9 protein-coding genes are annotated in these 14,954 nt (G+C 67.5%); 7 read left to right on the top strand and 2 right to left on the bottom strand.

What is annotated here, in order from left to right; translation table 11 throughout:
* The first annotated feature begins 115 nt into the window (after positions 1 to 115).
* The 5 genes from ACQPW1_RS29075 to ACQPW1_RS29055 are packed head-to-tail and all read left to right on the top strand — an operon-like array spanning position 116 to position 6,056.
* Positions 116 to 1,594 (top strand): cellulase family glycosylhydrolase, encoded by a 1,479-nt coding sequence (locus tag ACQPW1_RS29075; protein WP_433654937.1) that lies wholly within the window; start codon positions 116 to 118, stop codon positions 1,592 to 1,594.
* Between the two features lie 41 nt (positions 1,595 to 1,635).
* Positions 1,636 to 2,628, top strand: a complete 993-nt coding sequence (locus ACQPW1_RS29070) for an SGNH/GDSL hydrolase family protein (protein ID WP_433654935.1) — start codon at positions 1,636 to 1,638, stop codon at positions 2,626 to 2,628.
* Between the two features lie 34 nt (positions 2,629 to 2,662).
* On the top strand, positions 2,663 to 3,862 hold the full coding sequence (locus ACQPW1_RS29065) for a phthiocerol/phthiodiolone dimycocerosyl transferase family protein (protein ID WP_433654933.1): 1,200 nt from the start codon (positions 2,663 to 2,665) through the stop codon (positions 3,860 to 3,862).
* A complete protein-coding gene (locus ACQPW1_RS29060; protein WP_433654931.1) occupies positions 3,859 to 5,055 on the top strand; it encodes a nucleotide disphospho-sugar-binding domain-containing protein in 1,197 nt (398 codons plus the stop codon). Before ACQPW1_RS29065 ends, ACQPW1_RS29060 begins: the two co-directional genes overlap by 4 nt.
* Positions 5,052 to 6,056 (top strand): ketopantoate reductase family protein, encoded by a 1,005-nt coding sequence (locus tag ACQPW1_RS29055; RefSeq protein WP_433654929.1) that lies wholly within the window; start codon positions 5,052 to 5,054, stop codon positions 6,054 to 6,056. The genes ACQPW1_RS29060 and ACQPW1_RS29055 overlap by 4 nt, the downstream gene beginning before the upstream one ends.
* An 80-nt stretch (positions 6,057 to 6,136) precedes the next feature.
* On the opposite strand, the gene ACQPW1_RS29050 is transcribed toward ACQPW1_RS29055, so the two are convergent.
* Positions 6,137 to 7,018, bottom strand: a complete 882-nt coding sequence (locus tag ACQPW1_RS29050; protein ID WP_433654927.1) for a transglutaminase-like domain-containing protein — start codon at positions 7,016 to 7,018, stop codon at positions 6,137 to 6,139.
* A gap of 309 nt (positions 7,019 to 7,327) precedes the next feature.
* Here ACQPW1_RS29050 and ACQPW1_RS29045 point away from each other — a divergent pair, with 309 nt between their 5' ends.
* Positions 7,328 to 10,708, top strand: a complete 3,381-nt coding sequence (locus tag ACQPW1_RS29045) for a condensation domain-containing protein (protein ID WP_433654925.1) — start codon at positions 7,328 to 7,330, stop codon at positions 10,706 to 10,708.
* Positions 10,705 to 13,509 carry an excinuclease ABC subunit UvrA gene (uvrA, locus tag ACQPW1_RS29040; protein WP_433654923.1) on the top strand — a complete coding sequence of 935 codons (2,805 nt, stop codon included), beginning with the start codon at positions 10,705 to 10,707 and terminating at the stop codon, positions 13,507 to 13,509. Before ACQPW1_RS29045 ends, uvrA begins: the two co-directional genes overlap by 4 nt.
* On the opposite strand, the gene ACQPW1_RS29035 is transcribed toward uvrA, so the two are convergent.
* The gene (locus tag ACQPW1_RS29035; protein WP_433654921.1) at positions 13,502 to 14,905 is read right to left on the bottom strand and encodes an aldehyde dehydrogenase family protein; all 1,404 of its coding nucleotides are present in this window, start codon (positions 14,903 to 14,905) and stop codon (positions 13,502 to 13,504) included. The genes uvrA and ACQPW1_RS29035 overlap by 8 nt on opposite strands.
* Positions 14,906 to 14,954: the final 49 nt, after the last annotated feature.

The following is a 14,954-nucleotide window of genomic DNA, read 5'->3' as shown; positions in this document are numbered from 1 at the left end:
GCCGCAACAAGATTCATGCATGCCGGGTCGGTCCGAGTCCATCCATCGGAGGGCAGAGGTGAGGTGTTCGATGCGGAAAGCGATGACAGCTGGTTTTCGACCGAGGGCGAAGTCGATGGTGCGATCCGGGGTGATCCTCGGCACCGTGGCCTGCGCGGTGGTTGCCTCGGTGGCCGGTGTCGGTGCGGCGGGGGCACAGGACTTGGCACGCACGCCGGTCGCGGGTTCGGTTGGCCACGCCGGAAAGTGGATGGTCGACGGCGCCGGTCGTGTCGTGATCCTGCACGGCGAGAACGTCGCGGTCAAACGTGCCCCGTACAGCCCGTCCGCGGGCGGATTCGGGGATCGGGACGCCGACCTGCTGGCCAACGAGGGGTTCAACGCCGCCCGGCTCGCGTTGTTCTGGGCAGCGGTGGAGCCGCAACCGGGGCAGTACGACGATGGTTACCTCGCCGATATCGCCGGAACTGTGGGCATGCTCAATGGTCGTGGCATCGGCACCGCCCTCGAGTTCCATCAGGATCTCTGGTCTGCCAAATACGGTGGTTCGGGCGCGCCGGACTGGGCGTCGATCGAGGACGGATTCCCCAGCGTCCCCGGCAATCCCGCTAGCGGCGCGCTCACCAACACCGCCTACTGGCAGGCGAGTGAGAACTTCTACAACAATCGCCCGGGTCCGGACGGTGTCGGTATCCGTGATCGTTTCCTCGCGATGTGGCGGCATGTGGCGGCATACTTCTCCGGCGTCGCGGGCATCATCGGATACGGCCCGCTCAACCAGCCGCCCGCCGGGTCCGCTTTTCTGCCGTGCTTGGTCAATGCGTGCCCGCCCGCAGCCGTCGATCATATCCAGGCGTTCGGTCGTGACGTCACCTCGGCTATTCGTGCGTCCGACCCGGTTACCCCGATCTGGTTGGGCGGGCTGATCACGTCCAGCTTCGGCTCGAACCCGCAGCTGGGCGCGCCGCCGGATTGGAACGTTGTCTACGGGTTCAATACCTACTGCGTCGTGGCGGCTTTCGTCGGCACGAGTATCGGCTGCGGGCCGCAGTGGGACGCGAGCGCCGCGCAAGCGCAGGGCTACTCCGACGCCACGCAAACACCGGCGGTCGCTACGGAGTTCGGCGCGACCGGTTCCCATGAAGCGCTGACCGAGAACGCGGCGATCTTCGACAACCGGCAGGTCGGCTGGTTCCACTGGACTTACCTGGGTGGCGATCCGGCGACGATTTCGGCGGACTCCGGTGCGCAGGCCATCTCCGTCAATCCGAGCCTGCTCGACGCACTGGCGCGGCCGTACCCGCAACTGACCTCCGGTATCCCGGGTCCGTGGCGGTTCGACCCGGGGACAAAGCAATTCGACTACTCCTGGAACACCGCGCGGGCCACCGGCGACGGTGGATTCCCGGCCGGCGCGCAGACCGTGATCGCGACGCCGTTCCGCCAGTACCCCGGCGGCTACCACGTCCAGGTCGCCGGTGGTCGCCGCGTGTCGGAACCCGGTGGACAGCTGCGGATCGAGTCCTGTCCAGGAGCCGGACAGGTCTCCGTGACGGTGCAGGCGGGCGAGGGTCCCGATAACCAGGGCTGCTGACGCCGATCCGCACCGCCATGAGTCGAGGAAGGAAGACACCGATGAACTTCTCGCGTATCCGGTTGACCGCCGTCGCGGCTTTGGCGGTGACCGGCATCGTCGCCGCCCCGCTGCCGTCGGCTTCGGCTGACGGCAGCGGCGTTCGGTACGTCGCCCTCGGCGACAGCCAGTCCATCGCGGTATATGGCGGCGGTGGTGGTCCGTTCGGTCTGCCGGAGTTTCAGCAACAGCCGAAAACCGTTCCGCCGCCGAATCCGGCGGTGTGCGCGCGGACGAACTACGACTGGCCGTCGATCCTGGCGGGCGCGTGGGGTCTCGGCGCACCGCAAACAGGCGATTGGGCGGACTACGCGTGTCAGTCCGCGACGACGGATATCGAGCCGGTGAACAACCTGCGCACCCAGATCGATCAGTCGATCGTGGACGGGATGCTCGGTCCCGCAACCAAACTGGTGACCATTCAGATAGGCGGCAACGACTACTGGTACGCCGGTCAGCAATCCAGCTACGTCTACACGATGGCGATATGCATGATCGACATCGTGCGCGGTTGTGACGATCGAACCGATCCCAACCTCTACATCGATGCCAACGCGATCACCGGCGCCAACCTGGCCCACCGGCTCACCGCCGGATTACGGGGTGACTTGATCGGCTCGATCCGTGCGGCCGCGCCCAACGCCGCCATCAAACTGGTCAGTTATCCCGACCCGCTGCCGCCGGTCGGCGTCCCGTTCATCTGCACCCATGTCGTCGGCGTCCCGATCCCGTGGCCGCAGAGCCGTTCGGCTTACGCGCACAAGCTCTCCGACGCCGTCGAGTCCGCCCAGCACGACGCGGCCGACCAACTCGGTCTCGGATTCTGGTCACTGCGCCCACCCGCCAGCGGCCACGACGTCTGCGCCGCCGATTCCTACTGGACCGGCGTGGCCGACCCCGGCCAGCCCTTCGCCCCGTTCCACCAGACATTGCAAGGGCATGCCGTCGAGGGCACGTACCTCAATGGACTACGCATCGCCGATGGGATCGCCTGACCGATCGCCGGGATCGGCTGCGCGGAAGGATGACATGAACACCCACATCGCATCTGTGCAATTGGCCGACTTGTCCTCCGGCGAACGCTACTTTCTGGCCGGAGACGCCCGGGTCGTGATCGCGGCGACCGTCGAAGGCGCGCTGGACGTCGACCGGATGCGCGCGGCGTACGACGCGCTCGCGCTCGAATACCCGGTGGTGTCCTGCCGATTCGTCGACGCGGATGAGGGCGGCGCTCGCTTGGTGACCGGTGCCACGACCGCGACGTCGGTATCGACGGCTGACCGCGACATCTACTGGGATCAGCCCGCGCCGCCGGTCGACAAGGCGCGCAATATGGTTCGGCTCGACATCATCGGATCCGGTGGCCGGTATCTCGTCGCCCTGGTCGCCCACCACGCGATCTGGGACGGCAGGCTGTGTGTGGAGGTCTTCACCAGACTGTGGCACCGCTACGCCGACCCGTCCGCCGAGATACGCGCGCCTCGGCTGCAGCACAGCGATCAGCAGGTGTTGCGGGAACACGGATTCGCCGCGGTGCCACAGGCGGAGGTCGACGAGGTGCTGCGCCGCCGTAGCCAGCCGTTCGCCACCGTGGCACTCGAGCCCGGCACACTCGCAGGTCGGCATCGGGTGCGGCTGACCGAGGCGGTGACCGGACGAGTGCTCGACGCGGCGGCGCAGGGGCACCCGTCGGTGCACGGGATCGTTTGTGCCGCAGTCCTACTCGCCGAGCGCAGGTTTCTGGGTGAAGCGGGTGCGCTGCCGATGGCGATCCGAACCTATGTCGATCTGCGCGAGGTACTGATCCCGCCGGTGGCGTCGGCCGAGGTGCGCAATCTGGTCGGCTCGTCCTGGTCGCGCGGAATGGTCGCGCCGGACAGCGAGGTTCTCCCGTTGGCGGTCGCCCTGCAGAAGCAACTCACCCGCGATCTCACCAGCGGGGTGCTCGGATTCGAGGCGGTCGATTCGGCGGATCGATGGAATCCGGCCGTCGATGTCTCCGGTGTCTCCAATATGGGTGTGCTCCCCGATCTGTCGGCCGGCGCCGTCACCGTGACCGATGTCCGTGGGTTCACCGAGGGTGGTGGCGTGCCGCCGTGGTGCTACTTCGTGAACACCTACGCCGACCGGTTGTCCATCGAGTTGGTCTGGTTTCCCGACACCATGTCCGCCGATACCGCCCAGCGGATTCTCGCGGAAGCGGCGGCACAGCTGGAGCTGACACGATGAGCGGGCATGCGGCGCACATCGGATTCGCGGTGCCCTCCAGGTCGGGTCACTTCATCACGTCGCTGGCATTGGCTCGCGCGCTGACCTCGCGGGGGCACCGTGTCACCTATATCGGCACCAACGATTTCGCGGACCAGATCACCGCGGCTGGCGCGTCCCTGATCCGATCTTCCAGCTACGGCAAGGCATTCAGCGATCCCTACGAGCGCGGGGGACAGGTCGGCGCCTTCGGTGCGGCGACCGCCGAATCGAACTTCGAACTCGACAACGACCTCGCCCGCCTGGCCGAGCATTTTCGTGCCGATCCGCTGGATGTGCTGTGCGTGAACTTCATCTCCCACCTCGGCTACGGCCTGGCGGAGACCCTGACGGTGCCGCGGGTCGGACTGTATCCGACCTTCGCGGTCGACGATCGGCTCTTCGCCGGGGTGTACGGCGCGTTCGAGCCAGAGCCCGGCGAGCGGACCGAGCGGGCTGACACCTGGCGTCGAGCGGGGATCTCGCCACCGGAGAACATGTGGATCGTGCCGCGCGCCGACCGGCTGAACCTGGTGTCCATCCCGCGTAGTTTCCAGATCGGAATCGAGCACCTGGACAACACCTTTCAGTTCATCGGCCCTAGCCTCGCCGGACACACCGAAACCGAGACCTGGCAGCCGCCGAGTACGGACCGGCCGAACGTGTACATCTCGTTGGGCACCGTATTCAACGACAACGTGACGTTCTTCCGGCGCTGCCTGCGCGAACTCGGTGACCGCGATCTCAACGTGGCCATGTCCATCGGATACGCCGTCGACCGTGCGGAACTCGGACCCATACCCGCGAATTTCGATGTGCGGCCGCGGTTTCCGCAGATCGCGGTGCTGCGGGGCAGCGATGTGTTCATCAGCCACGTGGGTACGGGCTCGATGATGGAAGCCATTCTGACCGACGTGCCGATCATCGGCTTTCCACAGAATCACGAGCAGTCGCTGTACGCGGGCAAACTCACCGAGCTGGGACTCGGCCTATACCTGCAGGACACCGAGTCCTCGTTGGACGATCTCGTCGCGCAAACCCTCGATTCGGCGCGGTACCGGAGCAATCTCAGGGAACTGCACGGGCAACTGGAAGCCGACGATGGAATCGCCGAGGGCGCCAAGAGCATCGAGACATTGCTCGCGAGTGCACCGCTGCTCAGGGGTAGCGGATGAGAATCCTGGTCGTCGGTGCGGGTGGCGTCGGTGGTTGTCTCGCAGGGATTTTCGCGGCCCAGCCGGAGAACTCCGTGGCGATCGTCGCGCGCGGCGAGACCAGGCAGGCGATCGAGGACCGCGGCTTGGTTTTGGTCGATGACGCAGGTCGGCAGTGTGTGCACCGTGTCGAAGTGATCGGCCACGCCGATGCCGTCGACGTGTTCGATGTCGTGGTGCTGTGCGTCAAGACCTGGCAGCTCGATTCCGTGGCGTCACTCGTGTCCGCGGCGATCGGCCCGGACACGCTGGTCGTCACCACCGAGAACGGCTTGGCCACGGGCGATCACGTGGCCGAGTCGATCGATCCGGCAGCGATAGTCGTCGGTGCCTGCGTCATGATCGCCGAGCGGAGCGCCCCGGGGGTCTTCCACTGTTCCAGTCGCCCACCGCGTCTCGACCTGGCGCCGTACCGCACGGCCGACGCGGCGCGGACCAGCCGACTCGACGCCGTCGTCGCGACATTCCGCCGAGCCGGTGTCGACGCGATCGTGTCACCGAATCTCGAGCTGACCCTGTGGCGCAAGCTCATGCTCACCGGATCATTCGCCGGTGTCGGTACGTTGGCCGGCCGGACCGCGGGCGAGATCCGCGCCCACGAACCGACCATACGGCTGCTGCGGGCGGCGATGCGGGAGGTCGCGCTGGTCGCCCGCGGCTCGGGTGTCGCCGTCACCGACGACGACATCGATACGGCGCTCGGACAGTTCGATCGCTTTCCGCCGCTCGGCGTCGCCTCCATGCAGCGAGATATGGCGGCCGGACGGCCCTCGGAACTGTTCGACCTCAGTGGGGCGGTCGTCTCCGCCGGACGACGCGTCGAGGTTCCGGTGCCGATCCACACGCATATTCTCGAGACGCTGCTCCCGCGGGAATTGCGTGCTCGGGCCGGCACGGATGCTCCGGGGCTGCCCGCCGAATTGGCTGCGGTGATCTATGCGGACCGGACGGCTCGGCGATAACCGCCCCGCGCCAGCCGTCCCGCGAGCTCGGCCGACCATGCTCAGGGCCTGTTCGACGCGAGGACGGAGCAGCGGATCGGTCAGGCGGTGCGCAAGAGGACGCGGACCGGGGCCAGTCCCGCTGGGGAGATGGTTGTCACGGCTTCCGGCACGCGCAAGGTGACGTCGTCGAACAGGCCCGCGATCTGATCCGACGTGAGGTCCGCGGACTGCAGATGTTCGGCAAGCCCATCGAGTTTCACGGCGAGCTCATCCGTGTCTTCGGGTTCATCATCGAGCAGTCCCCAGATGTCCCACAGGAGCATCTCGTGCTTGTTCAACGCCGCGAGGTCTTGGACGAGGTTGTGCGTCAGCTGGGGCCAGCTGCGCATGAACGGTTCCGGTCGATCCGGCGACACTACGAACCGGCTCGGGTCCGATACTCCGGATCGGCATTCCTGCCAGGCTTGCGGGCCGGTGATGAACATGTCCCTCGGCACGTCGAGCACGTCGAGAATCTTGTGCTCGGTGAACTGCGGATCGACCAGCCGCCAACGGGATTCGGCCGCGTCCCACACCTCGGCGACGACGTGGTCCATCGTCCAGTCCGGCATCAGGTACTTGCCGAAGCCGACGCGTGCGCGCGCCGGTATGCCGTGATGGCGCGCCATCGCGATGAACAGCAGGGTGGAGTCGCGGCAGCAACCGACGACGCGGTCGGTCGGCGCGCGGTCACTGCCGGGCGGCGCGGAGCTGAGTTCATGGAGGCGGGTGAGTAGGTCGTCGGCGTAGCGCAGGTCGATCTCGCGGACCCGTTTGGCGGCGAACCCGTGCTGGGTGATGTCGCCGTTCGCCGTGTAGTGGAACACGAGCCCCGTGGCGGCCGAATGGATCCCGGCCAGGTCGGCGGGGACGTCGTCTAACCACCACGACATCGCGCGCGGGTCGGTGAACCGGCTCTGGGAGGCGTATGACGTTGTCAAAGCTCGATCACCCTACCGTTCTACGAAGTTGAAACCCCGAGTTTTGCACGGCACCAAATGTATTGCGCCGAACCCCTATTCGCGCGAACCCGGACGGCTCGATCGACCATAGCAGAACGGGTACCCGTAGCCGTTCATCCAGCTCTATTGCGCGCCCGTCCGAGCCTTATCCGGTGCTGCTCGCGCGCGGATACTCATCTCATCGACAACCTTCACTCGATTTCGTGCGCCCGAGATCAAGTGACACGCAACGACTTTGGCAAGCACTGCCCAGTGCAGTTTCCCGACGTATGACGGTGGGTCCTGAGCATGACTGAATTCGCGATAACTCAAACGGAGGCGCTGGACGCCGTGCAGCGCATCATGGCCGATGTGCTCGGCGTGGACAGCGCGAACCCGGCCGAGAGTTTCCACCATCTGGGCGGTGACTCGCTGCGCGCGTTGAAGGTGGCCGGGCGGATCGCGTTCGAGTTCAGAACGTCCGCCGCGGTGGACGGGACGGTGCTGGAAGCGCTGCTCGACGGCGTAACCGGTGAGTCGCTCGCCCAGATCTTGTTGAATTCGATCGAGCAGGAGGCCGCCGAGGAGCAGCAGGACGCGCCGTCGCGGGAGCTGTCCTACGGCGAGGAACGGCTGTGGATGGCCCAGCAGTATCAGCGGGACCGTTCGACGTACCACTCTGTCAGCGGTTTCCGGGTGACCGGGACGCTCGACCTCGCGGTTCTGGACCGGGCCGTCACGGCTCTGGTCGATCGGCACCCGGCGTTGCGGACCCGGTATTCGGCAGATCAACCGGCGGTGGAGCCGGACAGCATCGGCTGGCCATCGGTCGACATCGTGCATCATCGCGAGACGGTGCCGTGGCTGGAGGCCTGGGCGGTGGCCGAGCGTGACGTCCAGGATCCGTTCGATCTGACCAGCGGCCGCCTGTTCCGGGTGCGTACCTATCGGACGGGTGAGCGAGAGTGGTTGCTGCAGCTGGTCATCCATCACATCGCGATCGATGGCTGGTCGATGGACATCATCTTCCGTGAACTGGCGGCCCTGTACGCCGGGGATGATCCTGGCCGCGGCGAATTGGCCGGCTATCGGGACTTCGCGCGCTGGCAGCGCGGGCCCGCGGGGCTGGCGGCGGAAGCGCAGGCCTGGGCCGATCGGCTGCTGCCGCTGCCGGATCGGATCGATCTCGGCGACGGGCGTAAGCGGACGCCGACCCGATCGTTGGCGGGGGAGGTGCTGTACACGGAGCTGCCGCGCGACGTGGTGGACAAGCTGAGCAGTCTGGCCGCCCAGACCCGGACTTCGATGTTCGTGGTGCTGCTCGCGCTGCTGCATGTGTGCCTGGCCCGGCGCACGCGGCAGTGGGATGCGTTGATCGGCACGGTGGTCGCGGGCCGGAGCCGTCCGCAGGACCACGAGACCGTCGGCTACTTCACCAATACCGTGCCGGTGCGCGCGTCGACGTCACCCGACGCCGCGGTGACCGAGCTGATCGATTCGCTGCGCGACGAGTGGCGATACGTGCTGACCCACCAAGGTGTTTCGCTGGAGGAGCTGGCCGTTCGTACTCGCCAGGCGCCGGACCCGGCCCGTACCCCGCTGGTCGATGTGGTCCTGGTGGTGCAGAACAGCGACGACGTGCCGCTGATGCTCGCCGATTGTGTCGCGGAGCCGGTGTGGATGCACACCGGTACCGCCAAGTTCGATCTGCTGGTCGACGCGATACAGGTTTCCGGTGAACTGCTGCTGAGCTGGGAATACGCGACCGAGGTGCTCGACGCCGCAGAAGCGGCCGAGCTGGCGTCCGCCTTCGAGCAGCTCGCGCGGGCGCTCCCGGCGGACGGCGCGATCACCGTGCGCGACCTGCTCCGCCCGACGCCTGCGGAGGTGGTGCGGATCGATGAGGTGAATGCCACCGCTCATCCCGTTCCGTCGGGTATAGACGGCCTGTTCGCGACAGTCTTCGCGGGCCACCCGGACGACATCGCGCTGTATGCATCGGCGACCGAGGTGACCTATCGCGAGCTCGGGCACCTGCGTGATCAGGTCATCTCCTGCCTCGTCGACCGTGGGGTTCGTCCCGGAGACGTTGTCGCGATGGATATTCCGCGTTCGCCGCTGTCCGTGGCCGCCACGTTGGCGACCTGGTCGGTCGGCGCGATCCTGGCGCCGGTCGACCCGAGCTGTCCCGCAGAGCAGCAGGACCGGCTGGTACGCGCCTGCCGCCCAACAGTATTGGTGGGTGGTCAGAGCGCGGGCAGCGAAGGACCAATGGTGATTTCCGCCGAGGACGTCGCGGCGGCGGCGCCGTACACCGGCGCGTCGGTCCCGCGTAGGCCGGACGACCCGGCGTGGCTCGTCGCCACACTCGGCGCGACCGGTGTGCCCGAAGTGGTCGCGGGTAGCCATCGCAGTCTGCTCAACCGCTGTGCTTGGGCCTGGGCGACTTTCCCTTACGAGACAGGCGAAGTGGCTGTGCTGCGCGCCGGTCTCGGACCCGTCGACACCCTGTTCGAAACGCTGGTGCCGCTGCTAGCCGGGGTTCCCGTCGCGGTGCTCCCCGATACCGCGGACACTCGGATGCTGGTCGACTCGGTACGCCGGTATGGGGGTACCAGATTGCTGGTGACGCCGTCGTTGATGTGGACGATGCTGCAGTCGATCCCCGATATGTCCGAGGCGCTGGCTACGCTGCGGGTGTGCGCCTTCAGCGGCGAGACACTCGACGCCGACCTGCTTGCCGGGGTTCAGCAGGCGCTGCCCGAATGCCGGTTGGTCAATCTGTACGGATGTGCCGAGGTAGCAGGGCTCGCCACCTACGCCGAGGTCACCACGCAGCCGGCCCATACGAACGTCCCGATCGGCAGGCCGATCGGCAACACGGAGGTGTTCGTGGTCGATGAGCAGGGTGAACTGTCCCCGCCCGGGGTGGTCGGTGAGTTGGTGGTCGCGGGTGCGCCGGTCGGCCTCGGCTACCTGACCTACGGGAACGTGGTGCGCTCCGGCGGATTCCGGACCGGCGCCCCGGCCGTGCACGGCGTCGTCGCCTTCCGCACCGGGGATCGCGGATGGCTCGACGCCGCAGGGCAATTGGTGGTCGCGGAGCGCCAGGTCACCGTGCGTGGCTGCCGGGTCGAGCTCGGTCATGTCGAGACGGTGTTGCGGTCTATCGAGGGCGTGTCCGGGGCGGTCGCCTGGATGGAGTCGTCGCCCTCGGGTGACCGGATGCTGGCTGCCGTTGTGCCACAGCGTGATCAGCTGCTCTCCGGTGACGGTATGCGACTGAAGTTGCAGTACCGGGTGCCCTCCTACCTGGTGCCCGTGCGAGTGATCGTCATCGACGCGTTGCCACTCACCGTGCGCGGCACCCTCGACCGCGCCGCGCTCACCGTACTGGCGGCGCAGGACAGCGAGACGGCGGGCCCGATCGAGGTTTCGCCGACGGAGCAACGCCTCCAGAAGATCTGGGCGGAGGTCCTGCAAGACGAACTGGCCGGTCCCGACGACAACTTCTTCGCCCTCGGCGGTGATTCGCTGGCGGCGAACGCGATGCTGACGGCGGTGCTGCGCGAGTTCGGGACCGAGCTGTCCCTCGGCCGGTTCCTGATGCAGCCGACGATCCGCGGCATCGTGGATCAGCTCGTCGACGACGGCGCGGTGGTCGGGGTCGGCAGCGGAGACCTGACGTGAATCCTGTTGTGCGGGATCCGCTGTGCATCCGGGTGCAAGGGGCCAGCGAGAACAATCTGCGGTCGGTCACCGTCGAGATCCCGCGCAACGCGATCACGGTGATCACGGGAGTGTCCGGCAGCGGGAAGTCGTCGCTGGCCTTCGGCACCGTCTATGCCGAAGGCCAGCGCCAGTATCAGGAGAGCCTGTCGCCCTACCCGCGGCGCGGTTTCGATCGGATCCCGAAACCCAAGGTGGACAGCATCACCGGGCTCGGTCCGACCGTCGCGGTCAAGCAGCACCTGGCCGGGCGCAACCCACGCTCGACGGTCGGCAGCATCACCGAGGCCGGGGACTTCGTGCGGGTACTCTACGCGCGGGCGGGCATCCACACCTGCGGCGGATGCGGCGCGGATGTGCTGCCGCGCAGCACCGAGGAGCTGCTCGAACAGGCGCTGGCGGCGGTGCGTGGCGGGCCGACCAGATCGGGACTGGTGCCGCGGTGGTTGCTGCCGGTCGACGATGGCAGTGCGCCCCTGGATGATTCGTACGCGGTCGAGGTAGTCGATACGGAATCGGCAGCGTCTATCCGCCATCGTGTCGCCGCGCTGCGTACCCGTGCCGACGCGGTGCTCGTGGTCGAATCGCAGGGCGCGAGCCCGCTGTATCTGGCGACCGGCCACATCTGCGCGCGCTGTGGCCGCACGGCGACCGCGGTCTCGCCGCGGTACTTCAGCCCGAACACGCCGGACGGCATGTGTCGCGGCTGTGAGGGCCTCGGCACCCGCATCGCGCTGTCCGCGGACACGATGGTCGCCGATCCGCACGTCTCGATTCGGGCGGGTGCGCTGGCGTTCTACGGTGATCGGCGCAACGACCCCAAGAAGACGTATTGGCCGGTGCGTGATGTTCCGGACCTGGTCGCGCTCTTCGGCGCCACGCTCGACACGCCATGGAACGAACTACCGAAAGCCGTGCGCGACGTCATCATGCACGGCGCGACGGAACGACCGTTGCCCACCGAGATCACGGCATTCCTGGCCGAACGGACCGAGTCGGGACTGCTGCCGGAGCTCGACCGGCTCTCCCGGGCGGCGTCCGGCGACGGCAAGAAGCGCTACCACCGGTTCATGACCGCCGAGCCGTGCACCGAGTGCGGCGGCACCAGGCTGAACGCCGCCGCGCGCGCGGTTCGCCTCGCCGGACTCGATATCACCGAGGTGCAGGCGCTGCCGATCGCGGAGCTGCCGCACTGGTTGGACACGGTGCAGAAACAGGAAGTCTCCGAGCTCGTGGCGGAGGCGGTCGACGAGATCATCCGGGAACTGCGCCGCAGGCTCTTTCACATCTGCGAGGTCGGGCTCGAGTACCTCGCGCTGGACCGGCAGATGCCCGCGTTGTCCGCCGGTGAGGGCCAGCGGTTGCGCATCGCCCGGCAACTCGGCTGCGGGCTGGTCGGTGTCGTGTATGTGTTGGACGAACCGTCGGTCGGCCTGCACCCCAGGGACACTCGCAAGCTGATCGACAGCCTCCGCCGGTTGCGCGACGCGGGCAACACGGTGATCGTCGTCGAGCACGATGCCGAGGTGATGCGCTGTGCCGATCACCTCATCGATATCGGTCCCGGGGCAGGCACCGCGGGCGGTCAGCTGGTAGCGGCCGGTTCGCCGGACGAGGTGATGGCGCAGTCGGACTTGCCGACGGCCAGGTATCTGCGTGGCGAGTTCGTGCCGGGCAGCGCGCGGACCGACCGGCGGGCGCCGGATCCGGCCGCGCAGCTCGTCCTCACCGGCGCCCGGTTGCACAACTTGCGCGATATCGACGTGGCCATCCCCGTCGACGTGTTCACCTGCGTGACCGGGCCGAGCGGCAGCGGCAAGAGCTCACTGGTGAAAGGCATTCTGGAACCCGCGGTGGCCGCCGCGATCAAGGGCGAATCGGGCTCCCTCGGTGCGCTGGACGCGCTGCGCGGTCACCAGGTCTTCGGACGGGTGATCGGCGCCGCGCAGGATCCCATGGGACGCTCCAGCCGATCGATACCGGCGACGTATATCGGCGTCTTCGACGAGATCCGCAGGCTCTTCGCCCGGCTTCCGCTGTCCAAAGAGCAGCGGTGGAACATCGCGCACTTCTCGTTCAACGCGGAGTCGGGCCAGTGCCTGACCTGTCGGGGATCCGGCGAGCTGTCGATGGCATTGCACTTCCTGTCGGATGTGGTGGTGCCGTGTTCGGCGTGTGCGGGCCGCCGCTACAACACCGACGTGCTCGCCGCCAAGCTGGACGGCTTGTCCATCGCCGACGTGCTCGACCTCGAGGTGTCGCGGGCCGTCGACTTCTTCGGCGACAAGCCCAAGATCGCGCGGGCGCTGCGCATGCTCGATGAGGTCGGGCTCGGCCACCTTCGACTCGGGCAGAGTTGCGCGACGTTGAGCGGGGGAGAAGCCCAGCGGCTCAAGCTGTCTCGCGAGCTGCTGCACGACACCGACGCGACGCGCACGCTCTATATCGTGGACGAGCCGACCAGCGGGCTGCACGCCGCGGACGTGAGCCTGCTCATCGACCTGCTGCACCGACTGGTCGACCGCGGCGACACCGTGGTGGTCATCGAACACAATGTGGACGTGATCGCGGCCGCGGACTGGATCATCGACCTCGGTCCCGGCGGTGGCGCCGACGGCGGCCTGCTCGTCGCGCAGGGCACGCCGGAGGACATCGCCGATGATCCGCACAGTGCGTTGGCGCCGTTCTTGCGTGCGGCGCTGGCCGGATCCGCGGCCCGGCGGGCGCAGATCCGGCACAACGGTGCGGCGGCGGTCAGCTGAGGCGGACGTGGGTGACCCGCACCCGCGTGTACTCCAGCAGACCCCAGTAGCCGTACTCGACGCCGATGCCCGAGGAGCGAATCCCGCCGAAGGGGACGTTGTGGCGCAGTTCGCCGTGCGTGTTGACCCACACCGTCCCGCATTCGAGATCGGCGGCTACCCGCCTGGCCTGGCTTTGCGTGCCCCAGACCGAGCCGCCCAGGCCGAAGGATGTCGAATTCGCCCGTGCCACCGCGTCATCCAGGTCGTCGTAGGCGATGACCGGCAGTACCGGACCGAACTGCTCCAGTACCTCTAGCCGACTGCCGCGGGGGACATCGGTGACGATGGTCGGCGCGTAGAAGTAGCCCGGTCGGTCGAGGCGATGTCCGCCCGTGACCACGGTGGCGCCACCCGCCGCGGCCTCCTCGGCAAACGCCGCGACATGGGTCAGGTGGCGGTCACTGACGAGTGGGCCGAGCTCGGTGTCCGGGTCCATGCCGTCGCCGACCACCACCCGCTCGGCCTCATCTCGAAGTGCCGCAACCAATTCCGCGCACACAGACCGGTGCGCGTAGACGCGCTTGACGGCGCTGCAGTACTGACCGCTGTTCTCGAAAGCGGCCCAGAAGAGCCGATGCGCGATCTCGGCCACCGGCGCGCTGGGCAGGATGATCGCGGCGTCGTTTCCGCCGAGCTCCAAGGTCGGCTGCTGGAGTTTGCGCGCGGCCGCCTCGGCGATGGCGGTGCCGGTGGCCACCGAGCCGGTGAACGAAACCTTGTCCACGCCAGCGTGTTCGACCAGCCACCGACCTACCTGGCCGGAGCCGGAGACGACGTTCAGCGCGCCCGGTGGCAGTGCCTCCTGCAAGATCTCGCCCATGCGCAGACTCGAAAGTGGGGTATCCGGTGCGGGTTTGAGCACCACCGTGTTACCGGCCAGCAGGGCGGGCGCGATCTTGCACACCGCGAGAATGATGGGGAAGTTCCACGGCGTGATGGCGGCGACGACGCCGTGTGGTCTGCGGTGCAGCCGGATTTCGGCGTTCTCGTCGCCCAGGTCTTCGACGGCGAGGTCCAGTCGGGCGGTGTCGGAGAACCAGTTCGCCGAGAGCCGAACTTCGGCCTGCGCCTTGGCAAGTGGCTTGCCTTGCTCCCTCGTGAGCAGCTGGGCGATCTCGGGTACCGCCGCCCCGAGCGCCTTGGCGCAGGCCTCCAGGTGCTCCCGGCGCGCGTCGTGCGACAGCGCGGACCAGGCGGGGAGAGCCCGCCTCGCCGCGGTGACCGCGGCGTCGAGCTGTGCGGCCGTGCATTCGGGGGCTGTCGCGAATACCTCCGCATTGGCAGGGTTTTCGACGGGAAGATGGTCTGTCGCGGCGACCGACTGGCCGCCGATCGTCATGTGTGTCGTTGGCATCTGCGGCTCCACCGGTCCGGCCGATCTCTGACGTTCTTGTTTATCAAAG

The sequence above is a fragment of the Nocardia sp. CA-128927 genome (genome assembly GCF_050955855.1).
GTDB lineage: Bacteria > Actinomycetota > Actinomycetes > Mycobacteriales > Mycobacteriaceae > Nocardia.
Note: the sequence above shows the minus strand (reverse complement) of the source record. Positions and strands in the feature narration are given on the sequence as shown.

What these genes read in the sequence shown, in the direction of transcription:
- ACQPW1_RS29075 (WP_433654937.1), top strand. Translation starts at nt 116, where the DNA reads ATGGTGCGATCCGGGGTGATCCTCGGCACCGTGGCCTGCGCGGTGGTT.
- ACQPW1_RS29070 (WP_433654935.1), top strand. Translation starts at nt 1,636, where the DNA reads ATGAACTTCTCGCGTATCCGGTTGACCGCCGTCGCGGCTTTGGCGGTG.
- ACQPW1_RS29065 (WP_433654933.1), top strand. Translation starts at nt 2,663, where the DNA reads ATGAACACCCACATCGCATCTGTGCAATTGGCCGACTTGTCCTCCGGC.
- ACQPW1_RS29060 (WP_433654931.1), top strand. Translation starts at nt 3,859, where the DNA reads ATGAGCGGGCATGCGGCGCACATCGGATTCGCGGTGCCCTCCAGGTCG.
- ACQPW1_RS29055 (WP_433654929.1), top strand. Translation starts at nt 5,052, where the DNA reads ATGAGAATCCTGGTCGTCGGTGCGGGTGGCGTCGGTGGTTGTCTCGCA.
- ACQPW1_RS29045 (WP_433654925.1), top strand. Translation starts at nt 7,328, where the DNA reads ATGACTGAATTCGCGATAACTCAAACGGAGGCGCTGGACGCCGTGCAG.
- ACQPW1_RS29035 (WP_433654921.1), bottom strand. Translation starts at nt 14,905, where the DNA reads ATGCCAACGACACACATGACGATCGGCGGCCAGTCGGTCGCCGCGACA.